Origin of the sequence: Shimazuella kribbensis DSM 45090 (genome assembly GCF_000428065.1) — a bacterium.
Classification (GTDB): domain Bacteria; phylum Bacillota; class Bacilli; order Thermoactinomycetales; family Thermoactinomycetaceae; genus Shimazuella; species Shimazuella kribbensis.
Map to the genome: position 1 here is coordinate 49,617 of NZ_ATZF01000015.1, position 24,935 is coordinate 74,551.

Below are 24,935 nucleotides of genomic sequence, written 5' to 3' on the forward strand. Positions count from 1 at the left end.
ATAACCAAAAATGGTAAATTTCAACCAATTATATAATCAATTTGTGATTTTTTCTTATTTTGTTATACATTTGCAAATTTTTTAATTTACGGAACATTCCATAGGTAGGTCTTGTATTCACCTCAAAAATCCATATGTTGCCAAAGTCGTCCATACCTGCATCAATCCCCAGTTCTCTAAGCCCTTTAAAGCGTTCGGATAAGGCATTAGCAACACAATAAGCCATTTTCTTTAGCTCTATCATTTTTTGAGATGCGCTACTTGTGCAAACTTGAATTACAGCATCTTTTGCAGTATATGGTTTGCCACCTTTACAGAAGTTCGTCACGATTTTACCTGGAGCAGCTAACTTAGCAGCCATTCCAGTCAATTCCCAATCTTTATCAATTCGCTGCAACATCAACCGAATATCAAAAGGTCTACCATTTATTTCAGCTAAAGGTATTCCTTGTTGGATTAAATACCGATGCCCAGGCTTTAAGTAAGTATCAATAAGGGAATGTACTTGGTCCATAGGTACTATTTTATGGTGTTTTAGACTTTTACATTCTACAAGCCCTCTCTTACCTTTTTTTACCCGAATAATACCTACTCCACCACCGCCTTTATCCGGTTTCACAAAAACTGTTCCATATTTATCAAGCATGGAAAGAAGTTGGTCATCTCGGTACCAAACCGTTTTTGGTATATAAGATTTCAGCCTGCTATCTTGCTCTAAAATGATGGTTTTTAGCCTTTTACTTGCAATTTGTTGGAACACTCTCTTTTTCATGACCATGTTCTTGCCTCCCCTAAAAACATCCTATTCGGCAAATAGCTAGGTAGTTAGCCCATTTTCCCCATTTCTTGTCCATCAAAAATTCAAAACATACTCTTTTGACATAAGTTGTTTTCTTACATCTAATTATGCGAAAATAGCTTTATCTGTGAAACGGGAGTTGGGTATGTTGAATGCAAAGATTTTAGTAGTGGAAGATGAAAAACCGATAGCGGATATCATAAAATTTAACCTTGAAAAAGAAGGATACCAAGTAGAGTGTGTACATGATGGGGATGAGGCTATTGAAAAAGCACTTGCAACTCCTCCCGATTTAATGTTACTTGATTTGATGTTACCTGGCTCTGACGGCATAGAGGTATGTCGTAGAGTACGACAAGTATCTGATCTGCCAATCATTATGCTAACCGCAAAAGATTCTGAAGTTGACAAAGTGATTGGGCTAGAGATGGGTGCAGATGATTATGTCACAAAACCATTTAGTAATCGTGAACTACTTGCACGCGTAAAAGCAAATTTACGCCGTAGTAAGCAATCAGATGAAAAAACAACCATAAAGGCACCAGATAAAAATATATTAGCCATTGGGGATATGTCGATTGATGGAACTAGTTTTGTCGTTAAAAAGAGAGAAAAGACGATCGACTTAACACATCGAGAGTTTGAGTTGTTACTCTACTTATCGAAACACCTGAATCAAGTATTGACTCGAGAACACCTTTTGCAATCTGTTTGGGGATATGACTACTTTGGGGACGTTCGTACAGTAGATGTAACGATTCGCAGACTACGAGAAAAAATCGAAGATGATCCTGGAGCACCAAGTTACATCATAACCAGACGTGGAATTGGATACACCATGCGAAACCCACAGTTGGAGTATTGAAACCATGTTTCAAGCATTTAAAAATCTACAATGGAAGTTAGTAGTCATTTTCTCGTTGTTAATTCTCATCTCTGTTCAATTAATCGGAGTTACCTTTATTAGTTCCCTACAAAAGTTTTACTCGGATGACTTTATCGAAAGTTTGCGATCACAAGCAAATTTATTATATGACCCTTTAATACAGGTGTTGGTAGAAAATAAAAGCCCAGCAGATACAAAAACAGAACTGGATAAAAAACTCAAACAACTGCTTTTTCTTAATACAAAAACCGGAACTACTACCACAGTAGAAATGGAAATATTGGACGAACAAGGATATGTTCTAAGTTCTAGTACCGAAAACTCCAAAAATATAGGGAAAAAGAATCTACGCGCACAAAATTCAACAGGTAAGCTGGACTCCACGTTCATTCGTAAAGATCGAGCTACAGGAAGAGACTATCAAACATATATCAAACATCTAGAAAACGAAAATCAACAGCGTATAGGTACCATTTATATTGAAGCATCCCTTGATCCGATCTACGCCAAAATTCGCAGTATAGGAAAGCTTTTATTTCAATCTGCTTCTGTAACATTGATTACTACTGCTATTTTGATTATTGTGCTCTCACAAACTATCACTACACCACTAAAAGAAATTACAAAACAAGCAACAGCAATGGCAGCTGGTGACTTTAATCAGCAAGTCGCCGTAAAAAGTGATGATGAGATAGGCCGACTGGCTCGAGCATTCAACTATCTTGCAGCACATTTGAGACGAGCCCTGTCACAAAATGAAGAAGAACGTGAAAAACTTGAAACGGTACTAGCAAATATGAGCGATGGGGTAATTGCTACAGATCACAAAGGAAATATCATTGTAAAAAATAGATGGGTAGAAAAAATGATTGGCCACGATATTGGATTAGGAGATCGTCTAAAAGATGTCCTTCCAATGGAAGAAGATATATCCTTTCCGCTTGATCATGTCCATGAAGCCTATATCGAGTTACACCCAAATAATCCAGATGCGTTTATGATGCTAAAAGCAACTTTTACTCCTATTAAAAGGGGAGACAAAGAATTAGTTGGTCTCATTGCTGTTCTAAGTGATGTAACGGAGGAAGAAAAGTTAGACAGGCAACGTAAAGACTTTGTCGCAAATGTATCTCATGAATTGAGAACACCACTGACTACCATTAAAAGTTATCTAGAAGCGTTAAAAGATGGGGCAATCCACCAACCTGATATTGCCACCCATTTTTTAAATGTAGCTGATACAGAGGCCGAACGAATGGCTCGGTTAATCAGTGATCTCTTACAGTTATCTCGTTTGGATGCACGTAAATCCCATTTTGAACAGCAACCTATTTCAATTCCTCATCTACTTCAACCTGTTTATGAACGCTTTTCGATGACTTGCAAACAAAAAGACATCACTTTACGCTTAGAAGTAGATGAGCATCTACCAACGGTTGTGGTAGACCGAGATAAAATGGATCAAGTACTTGACAATGTAATCTCCAATGCGGTCAAATATACACCCATAAACGGTACCATTACCATTAAGGCTGTAAAAGTGGAGTCCGATAAAATACAAATTTCGATTGCAGATACTGGTCTTGGCATTCCTAAAAAAGACTTAAACCGCCTGTTCGAACGTTTCTACCGCGTAGACAAAGCTAGATCAAGGACACTTGGCGGAACCGGTTTGGGATTATCTATTGCCCAGGAAATAATTCATGCTCATAAAGGCGAAATATGGATCGAGAGTGAATATGAACAGGGGACAACAGTCTTCTTTACTTTACCGATAAGGAGCGAGGCTAATGGCATTAATTAACCGAATAAAAACCATTAGTCTAGTTATACTCGTCATTTCTAGCGTTATCTTAACGGGTGTTTTATGGTACAGCACTCCTTCGTACGATGATCAAAACATCGCATACATTCCTGCACCGTACATAGCAAAAGACAATTATGTGCAGAAAACTTTATATCAACTAACTGCACCACCCTTTCTTATTTCGCATGAGAAAGGGAAGCATCTCATGATTACACAACAACAAAATAAGCTTTTTTCCAACTCCATTCATGATTTATATCAAATAAAAATGGAAGGCTTTGAACTGATCACACCAACTACGGAAAACTGGAATCTTTTGTTTCAACAGGCCAATGGTCTAGAATTTTCCTTTTTGCAAGATCTACCCGTAGAACAACTAGATGCTTTCTTTTTTCATCTCTTAAAAAATGAACCTCTTTTTCAAAACTTGAATTCCATTAGTAGAGTTTGGTTCTTTGAAAATCCTTCCACAAAAAAGAGCCATATTTGGTTCATCTCGGATCAAGAAGGTAAAGTCATACAAGCAAATACAAATTTCACTAAGAATGAATGGTCTAAAAACATAGAACAAATCAACAAAACTCCAAACTTAGTAAAACTCGATGCTGTTGCTACGAATGGAAAACAACCATGGGATAAAGCAAATCAAAATTTGCCATTCTCTCGTATCTTATATGTGCCAAGTCAATCTATGCCAGGAACACAATACACCTATACAAAACAAAATATCAGCATTGATAGTATCAAAGAATGGTTATTTCAAGGTGATGCTATTGAACCTATTGATCTTTCGAAAAATGAATCTGTTTTTATGGATAACAACCAAATCTTAACCTTTTACAAGCAACAATCGTATATGGTGTATGTAGACAATGCTAGGACAGATGGATCAGCAGCAAATAATGTCGCAACGGAGATTGATGTGATCAATACCAAATTTATAAGTAAACATCATGGATGGACAGGGAATTACGTCTTAGACAAATTGTCTCCACAAGATAATTCACGTCTGTACACTTTTCGTCTAATCAATCAAGCTCTGCCTGTTTATTGGGAAGGTGATAACACAAAAAATCCACAACTAGATACCATCCAACTTCAAGCAGGAACAAGTTATGCTGTGTCAAAATACATTCGATCTCTGAACTACTTGTCTAAGAAACCGATAAAACAGATCCCCTATGCTTTACCCACCAAAGAGGCAATATGGAGTGAATTAGCTAAGAAACGGATTCCTATTACCTCTGTTAAACGAATCATTCCAATTTATCAAGCTAAAAACATATCAAAAAACCAAGTACAGCTTACTCCTTGTTGGAAAGTAGAACAGGAAAACGGTGAATGGATTCAGATAGGAGGCGTGCAGTAATGGATTGGCAACGAGCACAAACTTATCTGATCACCGCATTTATTTTGGTCAATCTCTTTTTGTTAATACAGATTCAAGAAACAATGGAACAAAAAAATGCTTCTCTTGCAGTCGATAAGATCAGTAACACTCAAATTAAAAGTTTACTGACGGACAATAAAATTGAACTTGATGTTCCTAGACCAAAAGATGTAGATGAACTGAAGATTTGGCAAGGAACTCCATCTAAAATAGAAGGATGGCAAGAACTAGATCACGGATACCAAAAACGTTTTAATCATCCATCTATTGTTGTTCAAAACAAGCAACAATTAATTACAAAACTCACAAAAGAGGTTCCTTATTTCTCAGAATATCAATTGCAGTCGAAGCCCCACAAACTTACTGGAAAATGGGTATTTGTACAACACATCGATGGTCGTCCACTTTATGATGGAAGAGTCGAGGTAGAAGTAATTAATAACCAGATACGTTCGATGTATATGATCCACTACAACTTGCAAGAAACAACGCAGAATGTAGCTGTCACCGATTTTAATACAGCATTGTACAATTTGATCAATCACACTGCAGGTGATAAAACCCAGCACATTAAACGGATTCAACTAGGCTATCAGTCACAAGCCTACAACAATAATACATCTCTCTTTATTCCTGTCTGGCGCTTTCAACTAGATAATAAGCATTATGATGTACATGCCATTAGCTTTGGTTCAGTTAAGAATGTAGAAGTGGTAAAGTAATGGTCTCCATGAAAAAATCCACTGAAGATTTATTTTTAAAGAAAAATGGAAGTTATAGATAGGGGTATTTACGGTGAAGTTTAGTGTATTAGCAAGTGGTAGCTCTGGCAATTCCCTTTATGTAGAAACGGAAAATACTCGTCTCCTGGTAGATGCTGGTTTGAGTGGCAAACAATTGGGGCAAAGGCTCGCTCAAATCGGGGTAAAAGCCGAAAGCCTTACTGCTATCCTCGTATCCCATGAGCATATAGATCATGTAAAGGGACTTGGTGTAATGGCAAGAAGATATCAACTTCCTATCTATCTAAACGAAGCAACCCATCAACATCTTCCATCCAGTGTTGGGGATATTCCCTCGTCGTTGGTTCATTTTATGGAGACAGGAGCTTCCCTTTCTATTGCGGATATTGGTATTGAATCTATCGCTATCTCCCACGACGCAGCAGAACCGATGGGATTTCGTTTCTTTGAAAAGGAAGAATCACTTGCTATTGTGACGGACCTTGGCTATGTGAACGAGAAAATTATTCGTGCGTTAGAAGGCGTCCATAGTTTGATTTGGGAAAGCAATCACGATGTCAACATGTTGCGAATGGGAAGTTATCCTTGGAATGTCAAGCGTAGAATTCTAGGTGATACTGGACACCTATCCAATGAAGATTCTGCTGCTGCTCTCCAAGAAATCGTACAGGGAATAGGAGAACAAGTATTTCTTGCTCATTTAAGTCAAGACAACAACCTACTGGAATTGGCTCATCTCACTGTTAAAAATGTACTGAAAGAAGCGGGCCTCCATGTTGGCACAGATATCAAATTACACGAGACATATCCGGATCGCGCCACTTCTTTACAAGAAGTTAAGATAAAAACAACGATAGCGAGTGCATAAGTTGCATATTCTATTATGTAGTTTCAAATACTTTATAGGTAGGTGTGAAAATATAACTTTCATTAATTTACCGAATGAACTAAGCCCAGCATCAGAACTTAGTGGCTAGTTTTCTTTCATAATGATCTCGTCAAGGGGGGAATCTTTATGGGGTACTATAGTGGCAATTTCTACAATAATAATCAACAACCAAAACGCCGATCACCTATTTTATTATGTCTTGTCTCCGCTATTATCGGTGGTCTGATAACACTTCTATTTGTACCGTTACTCAATAGAATAGGTTATTTTGATAATACAGAGCAACAACCACAAGATATAATCAATCCATATACAACAAGCAAAACAACCAGTGTAAAAGTTAATTCACAGATAACGGAAGCAGTAAATAAGGTGAGTTCGGCAGTTGTCGGAGTGGAGAATATCGGCAGCTCAGATGATCCTTTTAGTTCCGCAAATGTAAAACAAGGAACAGGTTCCGGGATTATATTCCAAAGAAATGGAAGTAAAGCGCTTGTTGTAACGAACTTCCACGTAATTGAAGGAAATAAAAAGGTACAAGTAGTAGTCCCACTTAGTAATGATAAATCCAAAACAGTACAAGCAAAAGTATTGGGTTATGATCGAATTACTGATTTAGCAGTACTAGAGATCAATTCAGCAGGAGTAACAGAAGTAGCACAGTTCGGAAACTCTGACACGCTACAAGCAGGAGAACCTGCAATCGCAATTGGTAATCCATTAGGACCCCAATTTTCTCAATCTGTAACAGTAGGTGTAATCAGCTCACCCAAACGTACGATTGATGTAACGGAAACAACCTCAACGGATGTTATTCAAACGGATGCTGCAATTAACCCAGGTAACAGTGGTGGTGCTTTGGTAAACGCAGCAGGACAAGTAATCGGAATCAACAGTCTGAAGATAGCCGAAAGTGGAGTAGAAGGTTTAGGATTTGCTATTCCTGCAAATGATGCTCAACCTGTAATCCAACAACTAATCCGAAAAGGTCATGTACCACGTCCCTATTTAGGTGTACAACTCTACGATTTACAAGAGATGCTACCATCAGCATGGGAAGAGTTAAAATTACCTTCTGCTGTACAGACTGGCGTACTAATAAAAACAGTTGATGTTAATACACCTGCTGCACGCGCTGGAGTTAAATCACGTGACGTTATCGTAAAGATCGATAATCAAGCTATTTCCAACAGCTCTGAACTGCGTAAGTATCTCTATAAGAAAAAAATAGGTGATACTGTCCAATTAACGATGTATCGGAACGGGAAACAAACTACCGTATCCGTAACACTTGCGGAAAGCCCTCGATCCTAAAAACAATTTAGATAGAATGAAGAACTTTGATTGAAAGAATCCAAGAACTGGGTTCTTTTTTTTTATTTCATTTCGATAGACTTATCTGTAAAGTACTTCTATCATTGCATCACATTTTGACCTTTTCCTTTTTTCTTGTTCTTCAGATGACAATTAGAATATTTTTTTAAAAAAATATTTCGGATGTGTCGATTTTGGCTTGAATAGATCGTCGTTCTAATAAAGAGGACAAAAAAGATCAAAGTGATTCTCATTTTAAGCGACAACATGGGAAGAACTACAGCACATTATTTTCTTATCTAACCACTAAACCAAAGGAGATAGACAGATGAACTCATTCATTTCAAAAGATGGTACCAAAATAGCCTATGACAAAATCGGGGAAGGACCTGCACTCATATTGATCGGTGGTGCATTTAGCTATCGAAAATTTCCAGGGATGGTGCAGTTGGCAAATTCATTATCCAAACATTTTACAGTGTACAACTATGATCGTCGTGGTCGAGGTGATAGTGATGACAAACCTGCTTATCATATCGATCGGGAAATAGAAGATCTTGAAGCACTAATTGAGGTAGCAGGTGGTTCTTCTCATGTTTGGGCATTATCTGCTGGGGCAGTTCTAGCCTTACGGGCAGCCGCCAGAGGGGTAAACATTGAAAAATTAGCTCTGCATGAACCTCCATTTGTAGTAGACAATCAAGGACACCAACCCCCAAAAAACTTTGTGATACAGGTGAAAGAACTTATCGATGCTAATCGTAAAGCTGAAACAATCAAGTACTTTATGACAAAAGGTATGGGTGCCCCTTCCTTTGTTGTGCATATGATGCGTTTTATGCCAGAGGTGTGGTCTAAACTCATGGCTGTTGCACACACTCTTCCTTATGATGCGGCTATAATGGATGGTTATATGGACGGAAAACCACTTTCTGCAAATACATGGAGTTCCGTTACCATGCCAACTTTGGTACTTGAAGGCACAAAAAGCCCTGTAAGGCTAAGACATGGTGCACAAGCAATCACGGACGTACTCCCAAATGCAAAACTTGTTAGTAAAAAGGGATTTGATCATACGAAGAAACTGCATACTGACTTAATTGCATCCGAACTCACAGCATTTTTTATGTGAACCACAACGAAAAAGTACACAAATTAGGGAACGAGGAAAGGATCGATACAAATGAAAAAGGAAAAAACAAATAAAAATAGGATACCATTACTGCTAGTTTGTGGGGTTATATCAGCACCATTTTTCTTCATCCTATCTATCATTCAAATATTCACTCGTGCAGGATTTGATATTAGACGTCATGCTATCAGCACCTTAACTTTAGGTGATATGGGATGGATTCAAAGTGCAAATTTTATTATCACTGGGTTACTAGCTATAGCAGCGTCTATCGGAATACGTTATTTCTTAAATGGCGATAAAGGTGGCACTTGGGGACCCATCCTCATTGGAGTATATGGTTTGGGCATGATATTAGCTGGTGTATGTAAACCTGATCCTGGGCTTGGTTTCCCTTCTGGTGCCCCTGAAGGTGCGCCAACATCAATGAGTATTCCAGCAGCTATACATTCGTTCGCATTTTTCATCGCTTTCCTCTGTCTGATTGCAGCATGTTTTGTTTTAGCAAGACGATTTTCGAAGGAAAGGAAACAAGGATGGAGAATCTACTGCATTGCAACAGGTATCCTTGCACCACTACTCATTATTTTGGGAATGAGTCTGGGTACATGGATTGGGGTTATTATGGGATTAGCAGGGATGATTGCCTTTGGATGGGTTTCTGCTCTTTCTGGTCATATACAAGGAAAACTTTCTAGGGTATAAATCCATTTGTCTCGTTTAATAAATGTAAATTTATATTTCAAAATAGATTATTATGATTATATATAATAATATTCTATATATAAAAACTAAAAATAATTTCCAATGTCGATTTTATTTGAATTCGTTCGTTGTACAAGTGAAGGTTAGATGAAATAGAGATAGTTAGATTCTATATTGGAATTTAACATTATTCTGGGAGGAATACAAAATGAGATTTATGTTGATTGTGAAAGCTACTATCGATTCAGAGGCAGGCAAGATGCCCAGCAAAGAACTTATCGATGCCATGCAAAAATATAATGAGGAATTGGTGAAAGCTGGAGTTTTGCTTGCTGCTGATGGATTGCAACCAAGCTCAAACGGGATTCGAATTTCCTATCCTGAACCTGGTGGAAAACCAAAGATTATAGATGGACCATTTACCGAAGCCAAAGAAATGATCGCAGGATATACTTTAATTGAAGTAAAATCCAGAGAAGAGGCTATTGAATGGGCCTTACGTATGCCAGATCCTCATGGCTTTGGACAAGGTGAAATTGAACTCAGACAAGTTTCTGAAATAGAGGATTTAACAAATGATTTCGAATGGATCGAGAAAGAAACACTCCTTCGAGAAAAGGTAGAGGAGAAAACGAAATCGTGACCTTATCTGAAACCCATCGAACCATTGATGCAATATGGCGAATCGAATCTGCAAAGCTTGTCGCTGCCTTAACACGAATGGTTCGTGATTTGAGTCTTGCTGAAGATTTCGCCCAAGATGCTTTGGTAATTGCCCTTGATCATTGGCCCAAGACAGGAATTCCAGATAATCCAGGCGCTTGGTTGATGACAACAGCAAAGCGAAGGGCAATCGATCATATGCGAAGAAGAAAACGGCAAGATCAAAAGTATATCGAAATCGCTCAACATATCGATATGTTTACAGAAGATCATATTTTTGATGGGGAGATAGGAGACGATCTCCTTCGTCTCCTATTCATGACCTGTCATCCCGTTTTATCTCAGGACGCAAGAGTCGCTTTGACTCTTCGGTTGTTATGCGGGCTTACCACCGATGAAATCGCCCGTTCTTTTCTCACCTCTGAATCAACAATCGCCCAACGTATTGTACGTGCTAAAAAGACGCTGAACACCAAAAAAGTGCCATTTGAAGTACCTACCGGAGCAAATCTCCAAGTTCGTCTGTCTACCGTGCTCGAAGTAATTTACCTTATGTTCAATGAAGGATATTCCGCAACCTCTGGAGATCACTTGATTCGCCCTTTGTTATGTCAAGAAGCACTGAGATTGGGTCGGGTACTAGCCGAAGTGGCTTCTGATGAACCAGAAATTCACGGATTGGTAGCCTTGATGGAGATCCAATCTTCGAGACTGAAGGCTCGAATTAACGCGGAAGGAGAGCCTATCCTACTCGCAAATCAAAATCGAGTTCAGTGGGATCGATTGCTGATTCAACGTGGATTGGCAGCATTAGGGCGTAGTCAGAAACTTGGCCGAACACTTGGGCCATACTCGTTACAGGCCGCAATTGCAGCTTGTCATGCAGAAGCTCCAACCGTACAAGAGACCAACTGGCCTCGAATCGCTGCTCTTTACGAAGCGTTATTTAGGGTCATGCCTTCTCCGATTGTGGAATTAAATCGTGCTGTTGCCATATCCATGGCATTTGGGCCAGCCTTTGGGTTGCAAATCGTAGATGAATTAAATGCTAACCCTTCTTTAAAAAATTATCATCTGCTACCTAGCGTACGTGGTGATCTTCTCGTTAAATTAGGTCGATTCGAGGAAGCCTATGCTGCATTTAAACGAGCAGCATCCTTGACCCATAATGAGCGGGAACGTGAGCTTTACCTGCTTCGAGCAAGTGAATGTAAAACGGATTCATAAATTAATTTTTTTCACGATGTCGATTATTTGATTCCCTATTCGTCGTAATAATAAAGGGAGATTTCAGTAGCTGTTTGTATCTTTCTTATTAGGAGGGGAATCAAAATGCAATATATCATAATGGTTAGCGCTACCGAATACTCGGAAGCTGGAGTAAAACATTGTAAAGAATACAGCAATGCTATTAATAGGTACAGAGATTCTTTAGACAAGGCTGGTGTACTCCTTGTCACAGAAGAACTCCAACCTAGCGGAACAGGTATAAAAATATCCTACTCACACCATGACGAAAAACCGGGGATAAAAGCTGGACCTTTCTCCATAGATGCTATGAACATGGCCGAATATACCTTGATTCAAGTTTATACAGAGGAAGAAGCACTCCATTGGGCACTTCAGATGCCGGTACCTGAAGGGCGAGGAAAATTTGAAATCGAACTACGAAAACTCAAAGACCATTCATCGTCTATCATAAAACCTCTAGGACAAGCATTGGAAACAGATTTAGTGGAACAACTGAACATGTTAAAAAACAGAAAACATCTGGAGGAATCACAATGAATCAAGAAATTACTTCCTATATCCAGAACATAGGTGTTACATGGCAAGTGGAGATTTGTAACCAAATACGTCAATTGATCCATCAAGAAATTGGAGAAATAGAGGAGCAAATAAAATACAAACAGGCATTTTACTCCTTAAAAGATAAACAAGTATGTGTTTTCTTCCCTGCAAAAAACTGGATTAACATCACTCTTTTTCATGCGGAAAATTTAGAAGGTCCTCCTGGATTCTTCGAAAAAAGTGCAAAACCTGAACGTAAATCGATTAAAATAAAACAAGATACAGATTTCATTTATGATCTCTTGGCAAAACACTTAAAACAAATTGCACAAAACATCACCATAACTTGATAAATTCTATAGAACTAGATTAAAATTGGTTCATGAAAATAGGATGAAATCCACGTTTTATATGGATAATTATAGACATAATAATGGAAAAGCTTTAAGCTAAAAATGTTTTGCATTTCTTGCAGAGCATTTTTTGGTAGGAGGGAAAACGAAAATGATGTACGCATGTGAAGAACATATCGATTATGTGATGGAGGACTTTATTGATCAATATGAAGTAGCACCAACAATGGAGATAATAGAAGAAACAGAACTTAAAGTCTGTGTTTGGTGTAAAAAAACTGCTACATATAAACTGTCAATAGAAGAAGAATCGGAGGCGGCCAGCCTTGCAGATTAATATCGTCGCGGTAGGTAATATAAAAGAAAAATTTTTAAAAGACGCTTGTGGTGAGTATCTAAAAAGATTACAAGCATATGCCAAAATAACAATTATCGAGGTGGAAGAAGAAAACAAAGGAAACACAACGACTCGGCAACAAAAAGAGGGAGAGAAAATTTTAAAGAAAATCGCCAAGGATAGTTACACCATCATCCTTGCGATTAAAGGCAAAAGTTTCTCTTCTGAAAAATTTGCTGATAAAATCAATCAACTGGCCATCTATGGAAATAGCCACCTCACCTTTATCATTGGAGGCTCCGATGGCTTATCACCTGAAGTCATGCAAAAAGCGGACCTTAGCCTTTCATTCTCAGAAATGACCTTCCCACATCAACTCATGCGTGTATTTTTATTGGAACAAATCTATCGTGCATATAAGATCATTCGGGGCGAACACTACCACAAATAAGATCTCCAAAACCTTCTAATCTTGTTTTCAATTGTTTTAAAATTACATTATCCTTTATCACCATCGAAAAATTTCCGAACTACTGGACCATATTGCACAATTATCTTTTTTAAGACTTCTTCGTCACCAAAATACATTTTTTGTCTTTCTTTAATTAATGATTCTAGTTCAGTTTCATGTTTTTCTATGGAACTTTCTTTTCCTCCCTCTTCTTTTAACCGATGAATAAGACGTCTTTTATCAGATAATATTTCTGCAATTATTTCTATCGCAATTTCTAATCTTACTCCTTCAGGAATTTCTTCAAATTTTCTTTGAATAGCCATAGACAAACCTCCTTAACTACCATGATATCAAGGGTTATAAAAAAATAGAAAATTTATAGTTCCCACCATTTCTGACTAATTTAAAAAGAGACAAAAAACCAGCCTCAAAGACTGGTTTCTTTTTATTTTGGAAATACATCGTTTTTGGAGCCGGATCATATACGAAAGTAAGTGACCCGGAGTATAACCTGCGCCACCAAGTCATACCGCGAGTTGCCTCGCATCCCGTGGATGAAAAGATTCCCGGAGTCAGCATGCGGTAAGGGGCAACCCGCAATAAGGAATCCACACACCACGATATAATGTTTAAGATATACTTAAACACTTTATCGTGGTGTGTGATGAATCCCTGTGCAAGCTAAGACTAATTATACTGCAATTCAAAACAATTTTACAAGATACTTAACCATTTTCCAATATCGTAAACATGCATAAAGATTACTATTTTTTTAAGAGGTAACTCAAACTCAACCTCTCGTTACTTCATTAATTTATGCAAAGTGACTAAAAGCTCATCGATTACTTCTTTGTCCCCTTCTTGGAAGCGATCAATGACGCAACCTTTCAGATGGTGTTCCAAAAGGAGTTTTCCTACACTGTTTAAAGAAGATTGAATAGAAGAGATTTGATTTAATACATCATCACAATACGTATCTCTTTCTATCATTCCTTTTACGCCACGTACTTGCCCTTCAATTCTATTCAGTCTATTTACTAGATTTTTCTTTACTGTATCGGAATGGTGACTCTTGCGCTCATGTGTATCACAACAATCTGGAGTAAGTACTTCTGCTTGATTATTCATTCGATTTTCTCCTCCTAAGCATTAAATTTAATATAGTCCCCTACCCTATAAATAATAGCATAAGGAAAAATAACATAGCAATCCTTTGCATATAGACAACATGTTGATATCATTCAAAGAAAATGATGGTTACTTAATCCATTTGTTCTACTGCTTCTCTTAATTTGTCTATTGTCACTCGTTTGACAAATTTCGAAAATTTTTCTTTCTTCTTTCCGTTATCTTGGTAATACTTGATCAAGGTCATAACAATCGGTATCAATTGATTCTCGTTTAATCCAGACATAAGTTGCTGTCCGAGAGCTGCTTTCAACCCTTTGGGTTCTCCCCCTACATAGATGTCAAATGAATTTCTCATTTTTATGACCGCGATATCTTTGAGCAATGGCTCGCTTGTTCCCAAAGCACATCCTGCATAGCCAATCTTTAGTGGACTCGGGGTTTCATGCCCTGAGATTGCCTTATCCAATGTTTTGGCTACTTCCAAACCTGCTTCTTCTGCACCTCTACAGAAGTTACACGCTATGAGATTTTTACTATAGAAACCAGTAGGTTGAATTCTCAATCCTGTTTTACGTAACTGCTCTTTAACATCGTCTATGCGATGTTCATCCATTGCGACATACAGTTGGCCGAAGTTTGTCATTTCGATTTTGGCATCTTCTCCAACAATGGAACCTAGTGTCGCCAATTGCTCTGGGCTGAACAGAAATCCCCCAACCTCAAAACCGGGTGTTACCGCAAACTTTTTTATCCCCATCTCTTACACCCTTTCTATCAAAAGTGGCTTGATGCAAAATGCTTTAAGGAACATTTACGACAAAAGGTACAGTAATGACCTCATTTTTGTGTTTGAATTGTCCCCATATTTTGTAGATCCCACTCTTAGGAAAGGTAGTCATAAATTTCGCATCAGGTCCCTTTGCTTTTTCTTCCATAGGATGAACGTGTAAATACTCTTTTGCATCCTTATCTAAGATTACAACGTGACCTACTGCACCTAAATATTGCTCTAAATCAGTAATAGGATTCTTGCTCTTTTCATCTTTGATGTTAAAATTCAACATTGTCTCTTTGCCTGCTTGTAGCTTATCAATGGCTAGTGTAATCTCTTTCCCATCTACTGCTTTCGTTAATTTGCTCTCAGGTTGAATCGGGACAGTGGGAGCTGGTTTTCCCTCTACTTTAATCCAGTCGCTTTTGGTAGTCGAACTACCGCCTGTAGGTACAAAATCGGAGAAAAGTTTGTATTCCCCACCTGCTGGAAATTTGGTCTGAATCTCAAATTGTCCCTTACCTACCATCTCTGGATGAATATGGCTAAAGTAACTTAGGTCCTTACTAACTGCAATCAAATGTAATTTCTTTTCATGGGAGATATCCAGTTTTTCAATTGGTTTACCTGCTTGATCCTGCAACTTTATTTGGACAGTGGCATTTTGGTTAGCTTGAGCCTTACCTTCTTTAAATGTATAGGTTACTTTTGCTCCTTGTTCGTCATGGTTTCCAGCATGATTACTATGCTCTGGACCTTCTTTTTGATTATGGTTACTATGATTTTCACTTTGTTTTTGATTGTGATTACTGTGCGATGGATTTTCTGGTTGTGCATTGTTACATGCTGTTAATAGAGCTGCACTTAAAACGACGATTCCAATAATTTGTTTCATGATATAACCTCTCTCTTTTTGATCAATGTTGTTATTTAAAAATTGTTTTGCTTGCTCCATTTTTTATGAGATTACATCATATCCTTGATCTTCAATCGTTTCTTTGATTTGATCCAGAGATACTGTTGCATCATTATATTCTACTGCCACTGTGTCACTAGCTAAATCCACTTTTCCTTTTGAACCAATCTCACGTAAAGCCCCTTCAATGGATACTACACAATGATTACAACTCATACCCTCAACCTTCAATGTTACGTTTTGCATCGTTCTACTCTCCCCTTCATCCTTAGTTTTATTGGATTAGTAAATTCATTTCTTTTTTTGAATACATAGTTCATAGGTTGCAATTCCTAATCTTGATTTTTAGTATACCCCCCTATACTATATTAGTCAAGTAGAAAAATGAAATTTAATTTTGGTGCACTTTTTTGTCTGAGGTTATGGGGGACCCATCTAGAGTTAATCTAGATGGGTTTTGTTATGAAGTTAGGATTTTCGCAAAAATAGTAAGGATAGGATTGCTCCAATAAGGGCAATGATTGCGGCCCCCATAAATGCTGCATGGAATCCAATATTTAGAGCTATTACTTGCTCCACACCTTGGTTTGATTGACTTTGTGTCCAAGTTGCAGCCACTGCTACGATCGCTGCTAGACCTAGAGCAGAACCAATTTGATAACTAGTATTAGAGATTCCTGACGCTAATCCTGTTTCCTCTGGTTTTGCCCCTGCCATCGAAGCCATGGTTGCAGGAATATAAGCGAGCGACATTCCCAATGCTCCAAGTAAAGATGCAGGTAATACATTTGTGACAAAGTCCCCATCTGTTGGTGTGGTAGTAGCAAATAAGAACAAGGACACAGCGAGCAATAGCATACCCACGATAATATTTATTTTCATTCCAAAACGTTGTACCAATCGACCAGTAACGCCAACCATTAAGATCATGATGAGCACAGTCATCGGAACAAGTGCTAATCCTCCAGCAAATGCAGTAAATTTAAGTACTTGTTGCAAATAAAGATTGAGATAGAACCAAAGGGGAATCCAAGAACCTGCTAGCAATACTAGCGCTATATTTCCAGCTAATAGGTTTGGTGCTTTGAATATGTGTAATGGTACAAGCGGCTCTCTCTTTTTGGATTGCATGACTAAAAATACGATAAGTAGGATGGCTGCTACGATCAAAAGTCCAATGGTTTGGGTAGATCCCCAACCAACATGTTCGGCAGACACGATCGCATATACAGCAATAATAAGTGAGGCAGTAATTGCAAGAGCTCCTGCGATATCTACGCTTCCCTTACGACGAGTTCCTACAGGGAAGACCATCTTACTAAAAATGATAGCAAAAATACCGATTGGGATATTAATAAGGAATACCCAGTTCCAGCTCAACCATTCGGTGATAACTCCTCCGAAAAATACACCTGCTGTACCACCTGCTGCTGCGGAAGCGCCCCAAACACCTAAGGCTTTTGTCAATTCTTTTGGTTGACCCCCAAACAAGTGCATCAAAATCGTAAGAGCTGCTGGAGCAATAAACGCTGAACCTAATCCCTGAACAGCACGGCCGATATTCATTGATGCTTCAGACCATGCCAAACCTGCTAACAAAGATCCTAATGATAAGATCGTAAATCCTAACATAAACATTCTTCTTTGACCAAATAAGTCAGACAATCGACCACCTAATAAAAGTAAACCTCCAAAGACAACTACATACGCATTGAATACCCATTGCAAGCTACTCTGTGTATAGCCGAGTGCTTCTTTAATAGCTGGCAGGGCTACTCCAATGATAGATGTGTCCATAATAACGATGAACTGTGCCAATGCCAATAAAAACAATGCTTTCCAACGTCGTGGATCTGGAAAAGATACATTTTGTGTTGCCATTTTTATACCTGCTTTCTGTTTTTAATGTTTCTTTTTTAAAGCGAACTCATTATTTTTTAGTATACTGCCCTACCCTATATAGAATAAAGAAAAAGTAGGGAGTTGTCTCCTCTTCGGAACATCCTCCCTGTAAACCTAGGATCGTCTCACGTTTTAATTTTTGAGTATAGAAACAATTTTTTCATAGTTATTGGAAAATCCAATAAAGACTTGATCCTCTAAGACAATGGTTGGTACAACTTGTTTTCCAGTGAGGTCAAATACCTCCTGAGGATAATTGGCATCAGTCGTACAGTCTTTCTCCAAATAAGTTACTCCACTTTCTTGGAAAAATCGTTTTGCATCATGGCAATCGGAACATGTAGGAATGGTATAAATCACGATGTTTTGTTGTTCCATTTTTTTCTCCCTTATCGTTTGACTCGTTGTAGACGCAAAGCGTTGAGTACAACAGACACAGAACTTAGAGCCATAGCTGCACCTGCTAACCAAGGTGCTAAGAAACCGAGGGCAGCAATAGGGATTCCAATTACGTTGTAGGCTAGTGCCCAAAATAGGTTCTGCTTAATGTTGTGCATCGTTTTACGACTCATAAAAATCGCATCCGCAATACTGGTTAAATCGCCTCGCATTAATGTGACATCTGCGGCTTCCATCGCGACATCGGTACCTGTACCAATCGCCATCCCAATATCTGCTGTTGCCAGAGCTGGAGCGTCGTTGATGCCATCTCCGACCATTGCTACTTTCTTACCTTCTGCTTGTAGCTTTTTCACTTCATCCGCTTTTCCTTCTGGTAATACTTCAGCTAAAACACGATCCACTCCCACTTCTTGTCCAATCGCCCCAGCTGTCCTTGTATTGTCACCAGTAATCATAATTACTTCTAAACCAAGTTCTTTCAAGCGACGAATCGCTTCTTGGGATGTATCTTTCACAGTATCCGCCACCGCTACCAATCCTGCATACTGACCATCAATCGCTACTAACATTGCGGTTTTTCCAGATTCTTCGAGCTCAGCCATCACTGATTCGACTGCAGCAACATCAATGTGGTGTTTTGCCATAAGTTTTCTTGTTCCTACTAACAGTTCTTTCTTATCGATCACCGCACGAATACCGTAACCAGGAATGGCTTCGAATTCCTCCGTATCTGGCATTGCTATACCTTTCCCTTTCACACCTTCAACAATCGCTTCTGCCAAGGGGTGTTCGGAGTTTTTTTCTGCTGCCCCCACCCATGTCAAGAAACTGATTTCATCCATACCTGCAGCTACCAGCACATCGGTCAATACAGGTTTTCCGTTGGTGATGGTTCCGGTTTTATCCAATACAACGGTATTGATTTGGTGCGTTGATTCCAGGTGTTCCCCGCCTTTGAACAAGACGCCCCACTCTGCTGCTCGGCCAGATCCTGCCATGATCGAGGTAGGAGTTGCCAATCCAAGAGCACAAGGGCACGCAATAACGAGAACGGCAATGGCTTTTTCTAGAGCACTAGCAAACTCTCCTGGCGCAACAACGAAATACCAGATCAGAAAGGTAATCAAGGCTATACCCACAACAATTGGTACAAATACTCCTGAGATTTGGTCTGCTACCCGTTGAATAGGAGCTTTGGAACCTTGTGCTTCTTCTACTACTTGAATGATTTGTGCAAGTGCTGTATCTTTCCCTACCTTGGTTGCTTTCACCATTAGACGACCATTTTTATTGATAGTCGCACCGATCACTGCGTCACCAATCCGTTTTTCAATTGGAATGCTTTCTCCGGTTAACATGGATTCATCTACTGCGGAGGTTCCTTCTACGACTTCACCGTCTACAGGAATCTTTTCTCCTGGTTTGACGATCAGCACATCTCCTGTAACTACTTCTTCAATCGGAACTTGGACTTCTTGTCCGTCACGTATGATCAAGGCAGTTTTCGCTTGCAATCCCATGAGTTTCTTGATCGCTTCGGAAGAGCGGCCTTTTGCCCGGGCTTCAAACAATTTTCCTAAAATGATAAGAGTGATCAAGACAGCACTTGTTTCATAATACAATTCGACTTGGTGATGTCCTCCTTGACCGATACTCGTAAGGGTCAAGTACAAACTATAGAAATAAGCAGCCGAGGTACCCAGTGCGACCAACACGTCCATGTTTGCACTTTTGTTTCGCAGCGCTTTGTATGCTCCTACATAGAAATGCCCACCAATGATAAATTGCACGGGAGTAGCTAATACCAATTGGAACCATGGGTTCATAAAGATGTCAGGTAACCAGATAAACGAAGTGAACGAAAAGTGACTGACCATCGCCCATAGTAAGGGCAAGGATAACAAACCGGATACAATAAATTTGCGGGTTTGTTTTTTTATTTCTTTTTGCCGGTGATCGGTGTCATTTCCTGCTGCTTCTTTGAGCTGTGCTTTGTATCCGATCTTTTCGACTTTTTGAATCATGTCTTTTGTTTGGACTTCACTGGGCGAATACTCCACGTGGGCCGTTTCCAAAGCAAAGTTAACTGTAGCTTTGGATACACCAGGAAGTTTATTCAACCCTTTTTCTATCCGATTAGCACAAGCCGCACAGGTCATACCTGTTAGTTTGAGCTCTACTGTTTCTTTGACCGTTCCATATCCAAGAGAAGAAATTTTGGCTTCCAATTCATTCACATCTGTTTGAGCTGCATCATAAGAAACCGTTGCGGTTTCTAATGCAAAGTTTACATTTGCATCTGATACCCCTTGTACTTTCTTCAGACCTTTTTCAATCCTATTGGCACAAGCCGCACAAGTCATACCTGTAATTTTCATCTTTTGCTGCATTTCCATGATGGGTACTCCTTTCACCTTTATACCCTATAGGGGTATAATACACTTAAAATTTTTTACCCCTATAGGGTATCATTCTACACTACTTCGTAACCTTGTTCTTCAATCGCTTCTCGAATCGTATCCAAACTTACTTGCCCTTCCTTATATTCTACTGTCACTCTTTTTGCAGATAGGTCGATTTCTATCTTTGTAGCCAATGGTTTCAAGGCTCCTTTTACGATCATTGCGCAATGCTGAGAGCCCATTCCGTTTACAATCAATTCCTTTTTACTCATTATCTTCTACCTCCAACGATATTTTCTCTCTTTTTTTGTTTACATTCTATCTTTTATTTCGATCAACTGTATAATTGTTACTTCCTTCATGATTGCTTTCCTCTTCTTGATTAAGAATATAGCATACCCCCCGATCCTATGTAAAGTGTTTTTTTAATAATTTTTTTTGTTTAAAATATATCGAGTACAATGAAGCCCTTTCGAAAGTGATAAAACCCTTGTTTATAAGGGTGTTTGTATACAAAATAAAAAATAATCCCAAGTGAAATATACACACTAGATTACTCAAAAAATCTAACATCTTCGCACTAGAAAACGGGATATCTAGGATTAATATACAGAAACACCATTGATTGTAATTGCTGTGTCAACAATGCCACTTCCTTTAAGTTGAAACTTTTTCCTGACCTATTCGTACGAATAAATGCCTTAGATCAAACAAAGAAATGACCAGCTCAATCAAGCAATATCTAATGATAAGATGAAACTTACATCATCTGTCTTTTTCTTACAGAAAAGGAGTTTATATTTTAAACAAAGAGAATGTATATGCCTAAAAATGTAACAGTATGAAAAAAATTAATATTGTACAATAACCCTTGGATAAATGTCCAAAAAGATAAACTACATGCAATCGGATGGTGAATGGGTTAATGATGAAAAAAGGGATTATGAGTTTTGGATTGGGTTGTTTAACTTTCATTTTTGCTTTTGTGGTTCAATTCAATATTGCTTCTGCAGCTTCTACTAGTTGTAGCATTAATGGAGGAAATAACAAGTGTACAACAGGTTCTGTTCAAGCCAACTCAGAAAATAAAGTTTCTGTTTACTTAGACAATCATAATAATATCGATGTAACCATAGAAGTGATCGATACAAAAAATGGGAAAGTTGTAAAAAAACATACCATGTATGATAAAGGAAGTTATTTCGTTCACTTAAACAAAGTATACAGCACATACAAAGTGAAATTGTATTGTGATGATTCCAATCCATTCAATGATGATAAATGTAATGCACAAGTGTCCATCGAAAGCTAATGAAATTCGTTAATGGGAAAAAAATAATAAAGCTCCTCTGACTCATTTATCAGAGGAGCTTTATTATTAAACATATACAGGTCTAACTTGAATCGTTTGGTCACGATCAGGACCTACAGAGAAAATAGTCAATGGAATACCTGTTAATTGAGTAATTCTTTCAATATAGTGCTGTGTTGCAAGAGGCAATTCGTTCAAGGAACATGCACCAGTAATATCTTCTGTCCAACCAGGGAGCTCTTCAAAAACAGGTTCACAATCCGCCAAGATACTGAGATCAGCAGGATAATTTTCCATGATCTTCCCTTTGTAATGGTATGCAGTACAAATCTTAACGGTTGGCAATCCTGTTAATACATCTAACGAATTAAGGGATAAACCTGTGATCCCACTAACACGGCGTGCATGCCGTACGACAACGGAATCAAACCAACCTACACGACGTGGTCGACCAGTAGTGGTACCATACTCACGACCCACCTCACGAATACGATTCCCTATTTCATCGTTTAACTCAGTAGGGAAAGGACCATCACCAACACGTGAGGTATAGGATTTCGCTACACCAATCACTTGATGGATTTTGGTAGGACCAACACCAGAACCAATACATACCCCACCAGCTACTGGATTTGAAGATGTTACAAACGGATAGGTACCTTGATCGATATCCAGCATAACCCCTTGAGCACCTTCAAACAAAACTCTTCTTCCTTGATCAATAGCATTATTTAAAAAGACAGATGTATCCGTAATATAAGGACGAATACGATCTACAATTGCCATATAGGTATCATAGATTTCTTCAAACTGTAGACCTTCTGTATGATAAAGTTGTTCCAACAAACGGTTTTTCTGTTCTAGGTTACGACGCAATTTATCGGCAAAAACATCAGGTGTTAACAAATCAGCTACTCTGATGCCAACACGTGCAGCTTTATCCATATAAGCTGGTCCGATCCCTTTTCCTGTCGTACCAATTTTATCTGTACCTTTTTGTGCTTCTTCTGCTAAATCCAATTTGATATGATATGGCATGATCAAATGTGCACGATCAGAGATACGTAAATTGTCGAGATTTACATTATGCTTTTCTAGATAGTCCAATTCTTCTACTAATGCGAGTGGATGAATAACCATCCCATTCCCTAACACGCATTTCTTATCCCCGTAAAATATCCCAGAGGGAATCAGATGCAGTTTGTATCGTGTCCCACCAAACACGATTGTATGTCCTGCATTGTTGCCACCTTGGTATCTTGCTACAGTTTCTGCTTTCTCTGCTAAAAAATCGGTTATTTTGCCTTTTCCTTCGTCTCCCCACTGGGTTCCAACGACGACTACGGTAGACATATAATCCCTCCAGGGTGCTATCATTTTCATTTAAAACCATGTACATTCTATAGGTAGATCCAAGCCATGTCAAATAAAAAACGAACATTCACCAAAAAAAATGGCAATATATTCGTTATTTAGGTGGGCGGATTTCCAGCGATAAAAATTTGTTATAGTTTTTCAAGAACAGTAACTCTACTCTTCCAACCGGCCCATTTCTCTGTTTACCGATAATAATTTCGGCTATATTCTTTTTCTCTGATTCTTCATTATAATAATCATCACGATATAAGAAAGCTACCATATCTGCATCTTGCTCGATGGAACCAGATTCCCGGAGATCGGATAACATTGGGCGCTTGTCCTGTCTTTGCTCCACTGCACGAGACAACTGAGATAACGCGATGATCGGAACATTGAATTCCCTAGCCATTAATTTGAGTGAACGGGAAATTTCCGATATTTCCTGTTGTCGACTGTCGACACCCCTGCCTGATATCAACTGGAGATAGTCAATCATTACCAAACCAAGGCCATGTTCTGCTTGTAATCGACGAAGTTTGGCACGAATATCAAAAATAGTGATACCTGGTGTGTCATCAATAAAAATAGACGCTTCACTCAAAGTACCAATGGACATCGTTAGTTTTTCCCAATCTTCCTCATTTAAATTACCAGTACGAAATGCTTGTGCATCAATATTTCCTTCTGAAGCAATCATCCTCAACACAAGTTGAGCAGATGACATCTCCAAACTAAAAATAGCTACGGTCTCTCCTGTACGAAGTGCTACATTTTGAGCAACATTCAAAGCAAATGCAGTTTTTCCCATACTAGGACGAGCAGCTACAATGATCAAATCTGATTTTTGGAATCCCGAAGTCATCTTATCCAAATCAATAAAGCCTGTGGATAATCCTTTTAATCCACCTTTGTTGTAATGAAGGGATTCTATCTGTTCATAAGACTCTACCAATACATCTTTAATAGCTGCAAAAGATCCTTTGATACGTCTCTTGGCAATATCTAAAATTCTTTTTTCAGCAGATTCCATAATACCAGAAATATCTTCTTCGCTAGTATAGGCATCCCCTATAATCTCCGAGGCAGTCCGTATGAGATTACGTTGCATGGATTTGGTCTCCACGATTTTTGCATAGTAATCTACATTGGAAATAGCAGGGACAAGTGCGGCTATTTCCGTCAAATAGCTAACTCCCCCTACTTCTTCCAACAAATTTTTATCTTGAAGTAAAGCAGTTAGTGTAACTAGATCGATCGGTTCGCGTTTCTCTGCTAACTCGTTCATCACTTGAAAAAGTCTTTGATGGCCTTGACGATAAAAATCTTCTGCCCGAATACTTTCATTTACATTGGTGAGGATATCAGGATTAAGAAGAATTGCACCAAGGACAGCTTGCTCCGCCTCTATATTTTGAGGAGGTAAACGGTCTGTTATCAACTCATTCATTTAATCAGTACCCCTTAAGATACCCCTCA

The 24,935-nt window shown here is 38.6% G+C and carries 27 protein-coding genes; 15 read left to right on the plus strand and 12 right to left on the minus strand.

Translation table 11 applies throughout. The features are described 5' to 3' along the window. Nucleotides 1-28: 28 nt before the first annotated feature. Nucleotides 29-778, minus strand: coding sequence for a YheC/YheD family protein (locus A3GQ_RS24880; RefSeq protein WP_051272040.1), 750 nt, complete (start codon nt 776-778; stop codon nt 29-31). Nucleotides 779-944: 166 nt separating this feature from the next. On the opposite strand from A3GQ_RS24880, the gene yycF reads away from it, so the two are divergent. The 14 genes from yycF to rlmH all read left to right on the plus strand — a co-directional run bounded on the left by yycF (nt 945) and on the right by rlmH (nt 13,260). After that, complete coding sequence (gene yycF, locus A3GQ_RS0117905; RefSeq protein ID WP_028778227.1) at nt 945-1,664, plus strand: response regulator YycF; 720 nt, start codon at nt 945-947, stop codon at nt 1,662-1,664. A 4-nt stretch (nt 1,665-1,668) separates the two neighbouring features. Further along, on the plus strand, nt 1,669-3,489 hold the full coding sequence (locus tag A3GQ_RS0117910; protein WP_037465450.1) for an ATP-binding protein: 1,821 nt from the start codon (nt 1,669-1,671) through the stop codon (nt 3,487-3,489). Then, a complete protein-coding gene (gene yycH, locus A3GQ_RS0117915; RefSeq protein WP_028778229.1) occupies nt 3,476-4,861 on the plus strand; it encodes a two-component system activity regulator YycH in 1,386 nt (461 codons plus the stop codon). Before A3GQ_RS0117910 ends, yycH begins: the two co-directional genes overlap by 14 nt. Then, nucleotides 4,861-5,604: a two-component system regulatory protein YycI gene (yycI, locus tag A3GQ_RS0117920; RefSeq protein WP_028778230.1), complete on the plus strand. Its 744-nt coding sequence runs from the start codon at nt 4,861-4,863 to the stop codon at nt 5,602-5,604. Before yycH ends, yycI begins: the two co-directional genes overlap by 1 nt. Before the next feature lie 73 nt (nt 5,605-5,677). Continuing rightward, complete coding sequence (locus tag A3GQ_RS0117925; protein WP_028778231.1) at nt 5,678-6,493, plus strand: MBL fold metallo-hydrolase; 816 nt, start codon at nt 5,678-5,680, stop codon at nt 6,491-6,493. A gap of 147 nt (nt 6,494-6,640) precedes the next feature. Further along, entirely contained in the window at nt 6,641-7,828 is a 1,188-nt protein-coding gene (locus tag A3GQ_RS0117930) for a S1C family serine protease (RefSeq protein ID WP_028778232.1), read from the plus strand. A 328-nt stretch (nt 7,829-8,156) separates the two neighbouring features. Further along, the gene (locus A3GQ_RS0117935; RefSeq protein WP_028778233.1) at nt 8,157-8,960 is read left to right on the plus strand and encodes an alpha/beta fold hydrolase; all 804 of its coding nucleotides are present in this window, start codon (nt 8,157-8,159) and stop codon (nt 8,958-8,960) included. A gap of 51 nt (nt 8,961-9,011) precedes the next feature. Further along, nucleotides 9,012-9,665 (plus strand): DUF998 domain-containing protein, encoded by a 654-nt coding sequence (locus A3GQ_RS24885; protein ID WP_037465452.1) that lies wholly within the window; start codon nt 9,012-9,014, stop codon nt 9,663-9,665. A 208-nt stretch (nt 9,666-9,873) separates the two neighbouring features. Next, the gene (locus A3GQ_RS0117945) at nt 9,874-10,308 is read left to right on the plus strand and encodes a YciI family protein (RefSeq protein WP_028778234.1); all 435 of its coding nucleotides are present in this window, start codon (nt 9,874-9,876) and stop codon (nt 10,306-10,308) included. Next, nucleotides 10,305-11,555: an RNA polymerase sigma factor gene (locus A3GQ_RS0117950; RefSeq protein ID WP_028778235.1), complete on the plus strand. Its 1,251-nt coding sequence runs from the start codon at nt 10,305-10,307 to the stop codon at nt 11,553-11,555. The genes A3GQ_RS0117945 and A3GQ_RS0117950 overlap by 4 nt, the downstream gene beginning before the upstream one ends. Before the next feature lie 105 nt (nt 11,556-11,660). Continuing rightward, nucleotides 11,661-12,116 carry a YciI family protein gene (locus A3GQ_RS0117955; RefSeq protein WP_028778236.1) on the plus strand — a complete coding sequence of 152 codons (456 nt, stop codon included), beginning with the start codon at nt 11,661-11,663 and terminating at the stop codon, nt 12,114-12,116. Next, complete coding sequence (locus tag A3GQ_RS24890) at nt 12,113-12,469, plus strand: DUF1801 domain-containing protein (protein WP_051272042.1); 357 nt, start codon at nt 12,113-12,115, stop codon at nt 12,467-12,469. Before A3GQ_RS0117955 ends, A3GQ_RS24890 begins: the two co-directional genes overlap by 4 nt. Nucleotides 12,470-12,623: 154 nt before the next feature. Further along, nucleotides 12,624-12,809 carry a CxxH/CxxC protein gene (locus A3GQ_RS24895; RefSeq protein WP_037465454.1) on the plus strand — a complete coding sequence of 62 codons (186 nt, stop codon included), beginning with the start codon at nt 12,624-12,626 and terminating at the stop codon, nt 12,807-12,809. Next, on the plus strand, nt 12,799-13,260 hold the full coding sequence (rlmH, locus tag A3GQ_RS0117970) for a 23S rRNA (pseudouridine(1915)-N(3))-methyltransferase RlmH (RefSeq protein ID WP_028778237.1): 462 nt from the start codon (nt 12,799-12,801) through the stop codon (nt 13,258-13,260). The genes A3GQ_RS24895 and rlmH overlap by 11 nt, the downstream gene beginning before the upstream one ends. Before the next feature lie 47 nt (nt 13,261-13,307). Here rlmH and A3GQ_RS0117975 read toward each other — a convergent pair whose 3' ends face one another. The 9 genes from A3GQ_RS0117975 to A3GQ_RS0118015 form a co-directional block, all read right to left on the minus strand. Further along, nucleotides 13,308-13,586 (minus strand): hypothetical protein, encoded by a 279-nt coding sequence (locus A3GQ_RS0117975; protein ID WP_028778238.1) that lies wholly within the window; start codon nt 13,584-13,586, stop codon nt 13,308-13,310. A gap of 478 nt (nt 13,587-14,064) precedes the next feature. Then, the gene (locus tag A3GQ_RS0117980; RefSeq protein ID WP_028778239.1) at nt 14,065-14,391 is read right to left on the minus strand and encodes a metal-sensitive transcriptional regulator; all 327 of its coding nucleotides are present in this window, start codon (nt 14,389-14,391) and stop codon (nt 14,065-14,067) included. Nucleotides 14,392-14,524: 133 nt separating this feature from the next. Next, entirely contained in the window at nt 14,525-15,151 is a 627-nt protein-coding gene (locus A3GQ_RS0117985; RefSeq protein ID WP_028778240.1) for a nitrite/sulfite reductase domain-containing protein, read from the minus strand. Nucleotides 15,152-15,194: 43 nt separating this feature from the next. Continuing rightward, nucleotides 15,195-16,061, minus strand: coding sequence for a hypothetical protein (locus A3GQ_RS0117990; RefSeq protein ID WP_028778241.1), 867 nt, complete (start codon nt 16,059-16,061; stop codon nt 15,195-15,197). Nucleotides 16,062-16,124: 63 nt separating this feature from the next. Then, nucleotides 16,125-16,328, minus strand: coding sequence for a copper ion binding protein (locus A3GQ_RS0117995; protein ID WP_028778242.1), 204 nt, complete (start codon nt 16,326-16,328; stop codon nt 16,125-16,127). Between the two features lie 222 nt (nt 16,329-16,550). After that, nucleotides 16,551-17,963 (minus strand): MFS transporter, encoded by a 1,413-nt coding sequence (locus A3GQ_RS0118000; RefSeq protein WP_028778243.1) that lies wholly within the window; start codon nt 17,961-17,963, stop codon nt 16,551-16,553. A 153-nt stretch (nt 17,964-18,116) separates the two neighbouring features. Beyond that, complete coding sequence (locus tag A3GQ_RS0118005; RefSeq protein ID WP_037465455.1) at nt 18,117-18,362, minus strand: glutaredoxin family protein; 246 nt, start codon at nt 18,360-18,362, stop codon at nt 18,117-18,119. Nucleotides 18,363-18,373: 11 nt separating this feature from the next. Continuing rightward, a complete protein-coding gene (locus A3GQ_RS0118010) occupies nt 18,374-20,782 on the minus strand; it encodes a heavy metal translocating P-type ATPase (protein WP_211227745.1) in 2,409 nt (802 codons plus the stop codon). 77 nt (nt 20,783-20,859) lie between these two features. Beyond that, the gene (locus A3GQ_RS0118015; RefSeq protein WP_028778246.1) at nt 20,860-21,060 is read right to left on the minus strand and encodes a cation transporter; all 201 of its coding nucleotides are present in this window, start codon (nt 21,058-21,060) and stop codon (nt 20,860-20,862) included. Nucleotides 21,061-21,713: 653 nt separating this feature from the next. Here A3GQ_RS0118015 and A3GQ_RS0118020 point away from each other — a divergent pair. Continuing rightward, nucleotides 21,714-22,100, plus strand: coding sequence for a hypothetical protein (locus A3GQ_RS0118020; RefSeq protein WP_028778247.1), 387 nt, complete (start codon nt 21,714-21,716; stop codon nt 22,098-22,100). A 66-nt stretch (nt 22,101-22,166) separates the two neighbouring features. Here the strand turns inward: A3GQ_RS0118020 and A3GQ_RS0118025 are convergent, their stop codons facing one another. Together A3GQ_RS0118025 and dnaB are read right to left on the minus strand one after the other, a co-directional pair. Then, on the minus strand, nt 22,167-23,453 hold the full coding sequence (locus tag A3GQ_RS0118025) for an adenylosuccinate synthase (RefSeq protein ID WP_028778248.1): 1,287 nt from the start codon (nt 23,451-23,453) through the stop codon (nt 22,167-22,169). A gap of 115 nt (nt 23,454-23,568) precedes the next feature. After that, nucleotides 23,569-24,906: a replicative DNA helicase gene (dnaB, locus tag A3GQ_RS0118030; protein ID WP_028778249.1), complete on the minus strand. Its 1,338-nt coding sequence runs from the start codon at nt 24,904-24,906 to the stop codon at nt 23,569-23,571. Nucleotides 24,907-24,935: the final 29 nt, after the last annotated feature.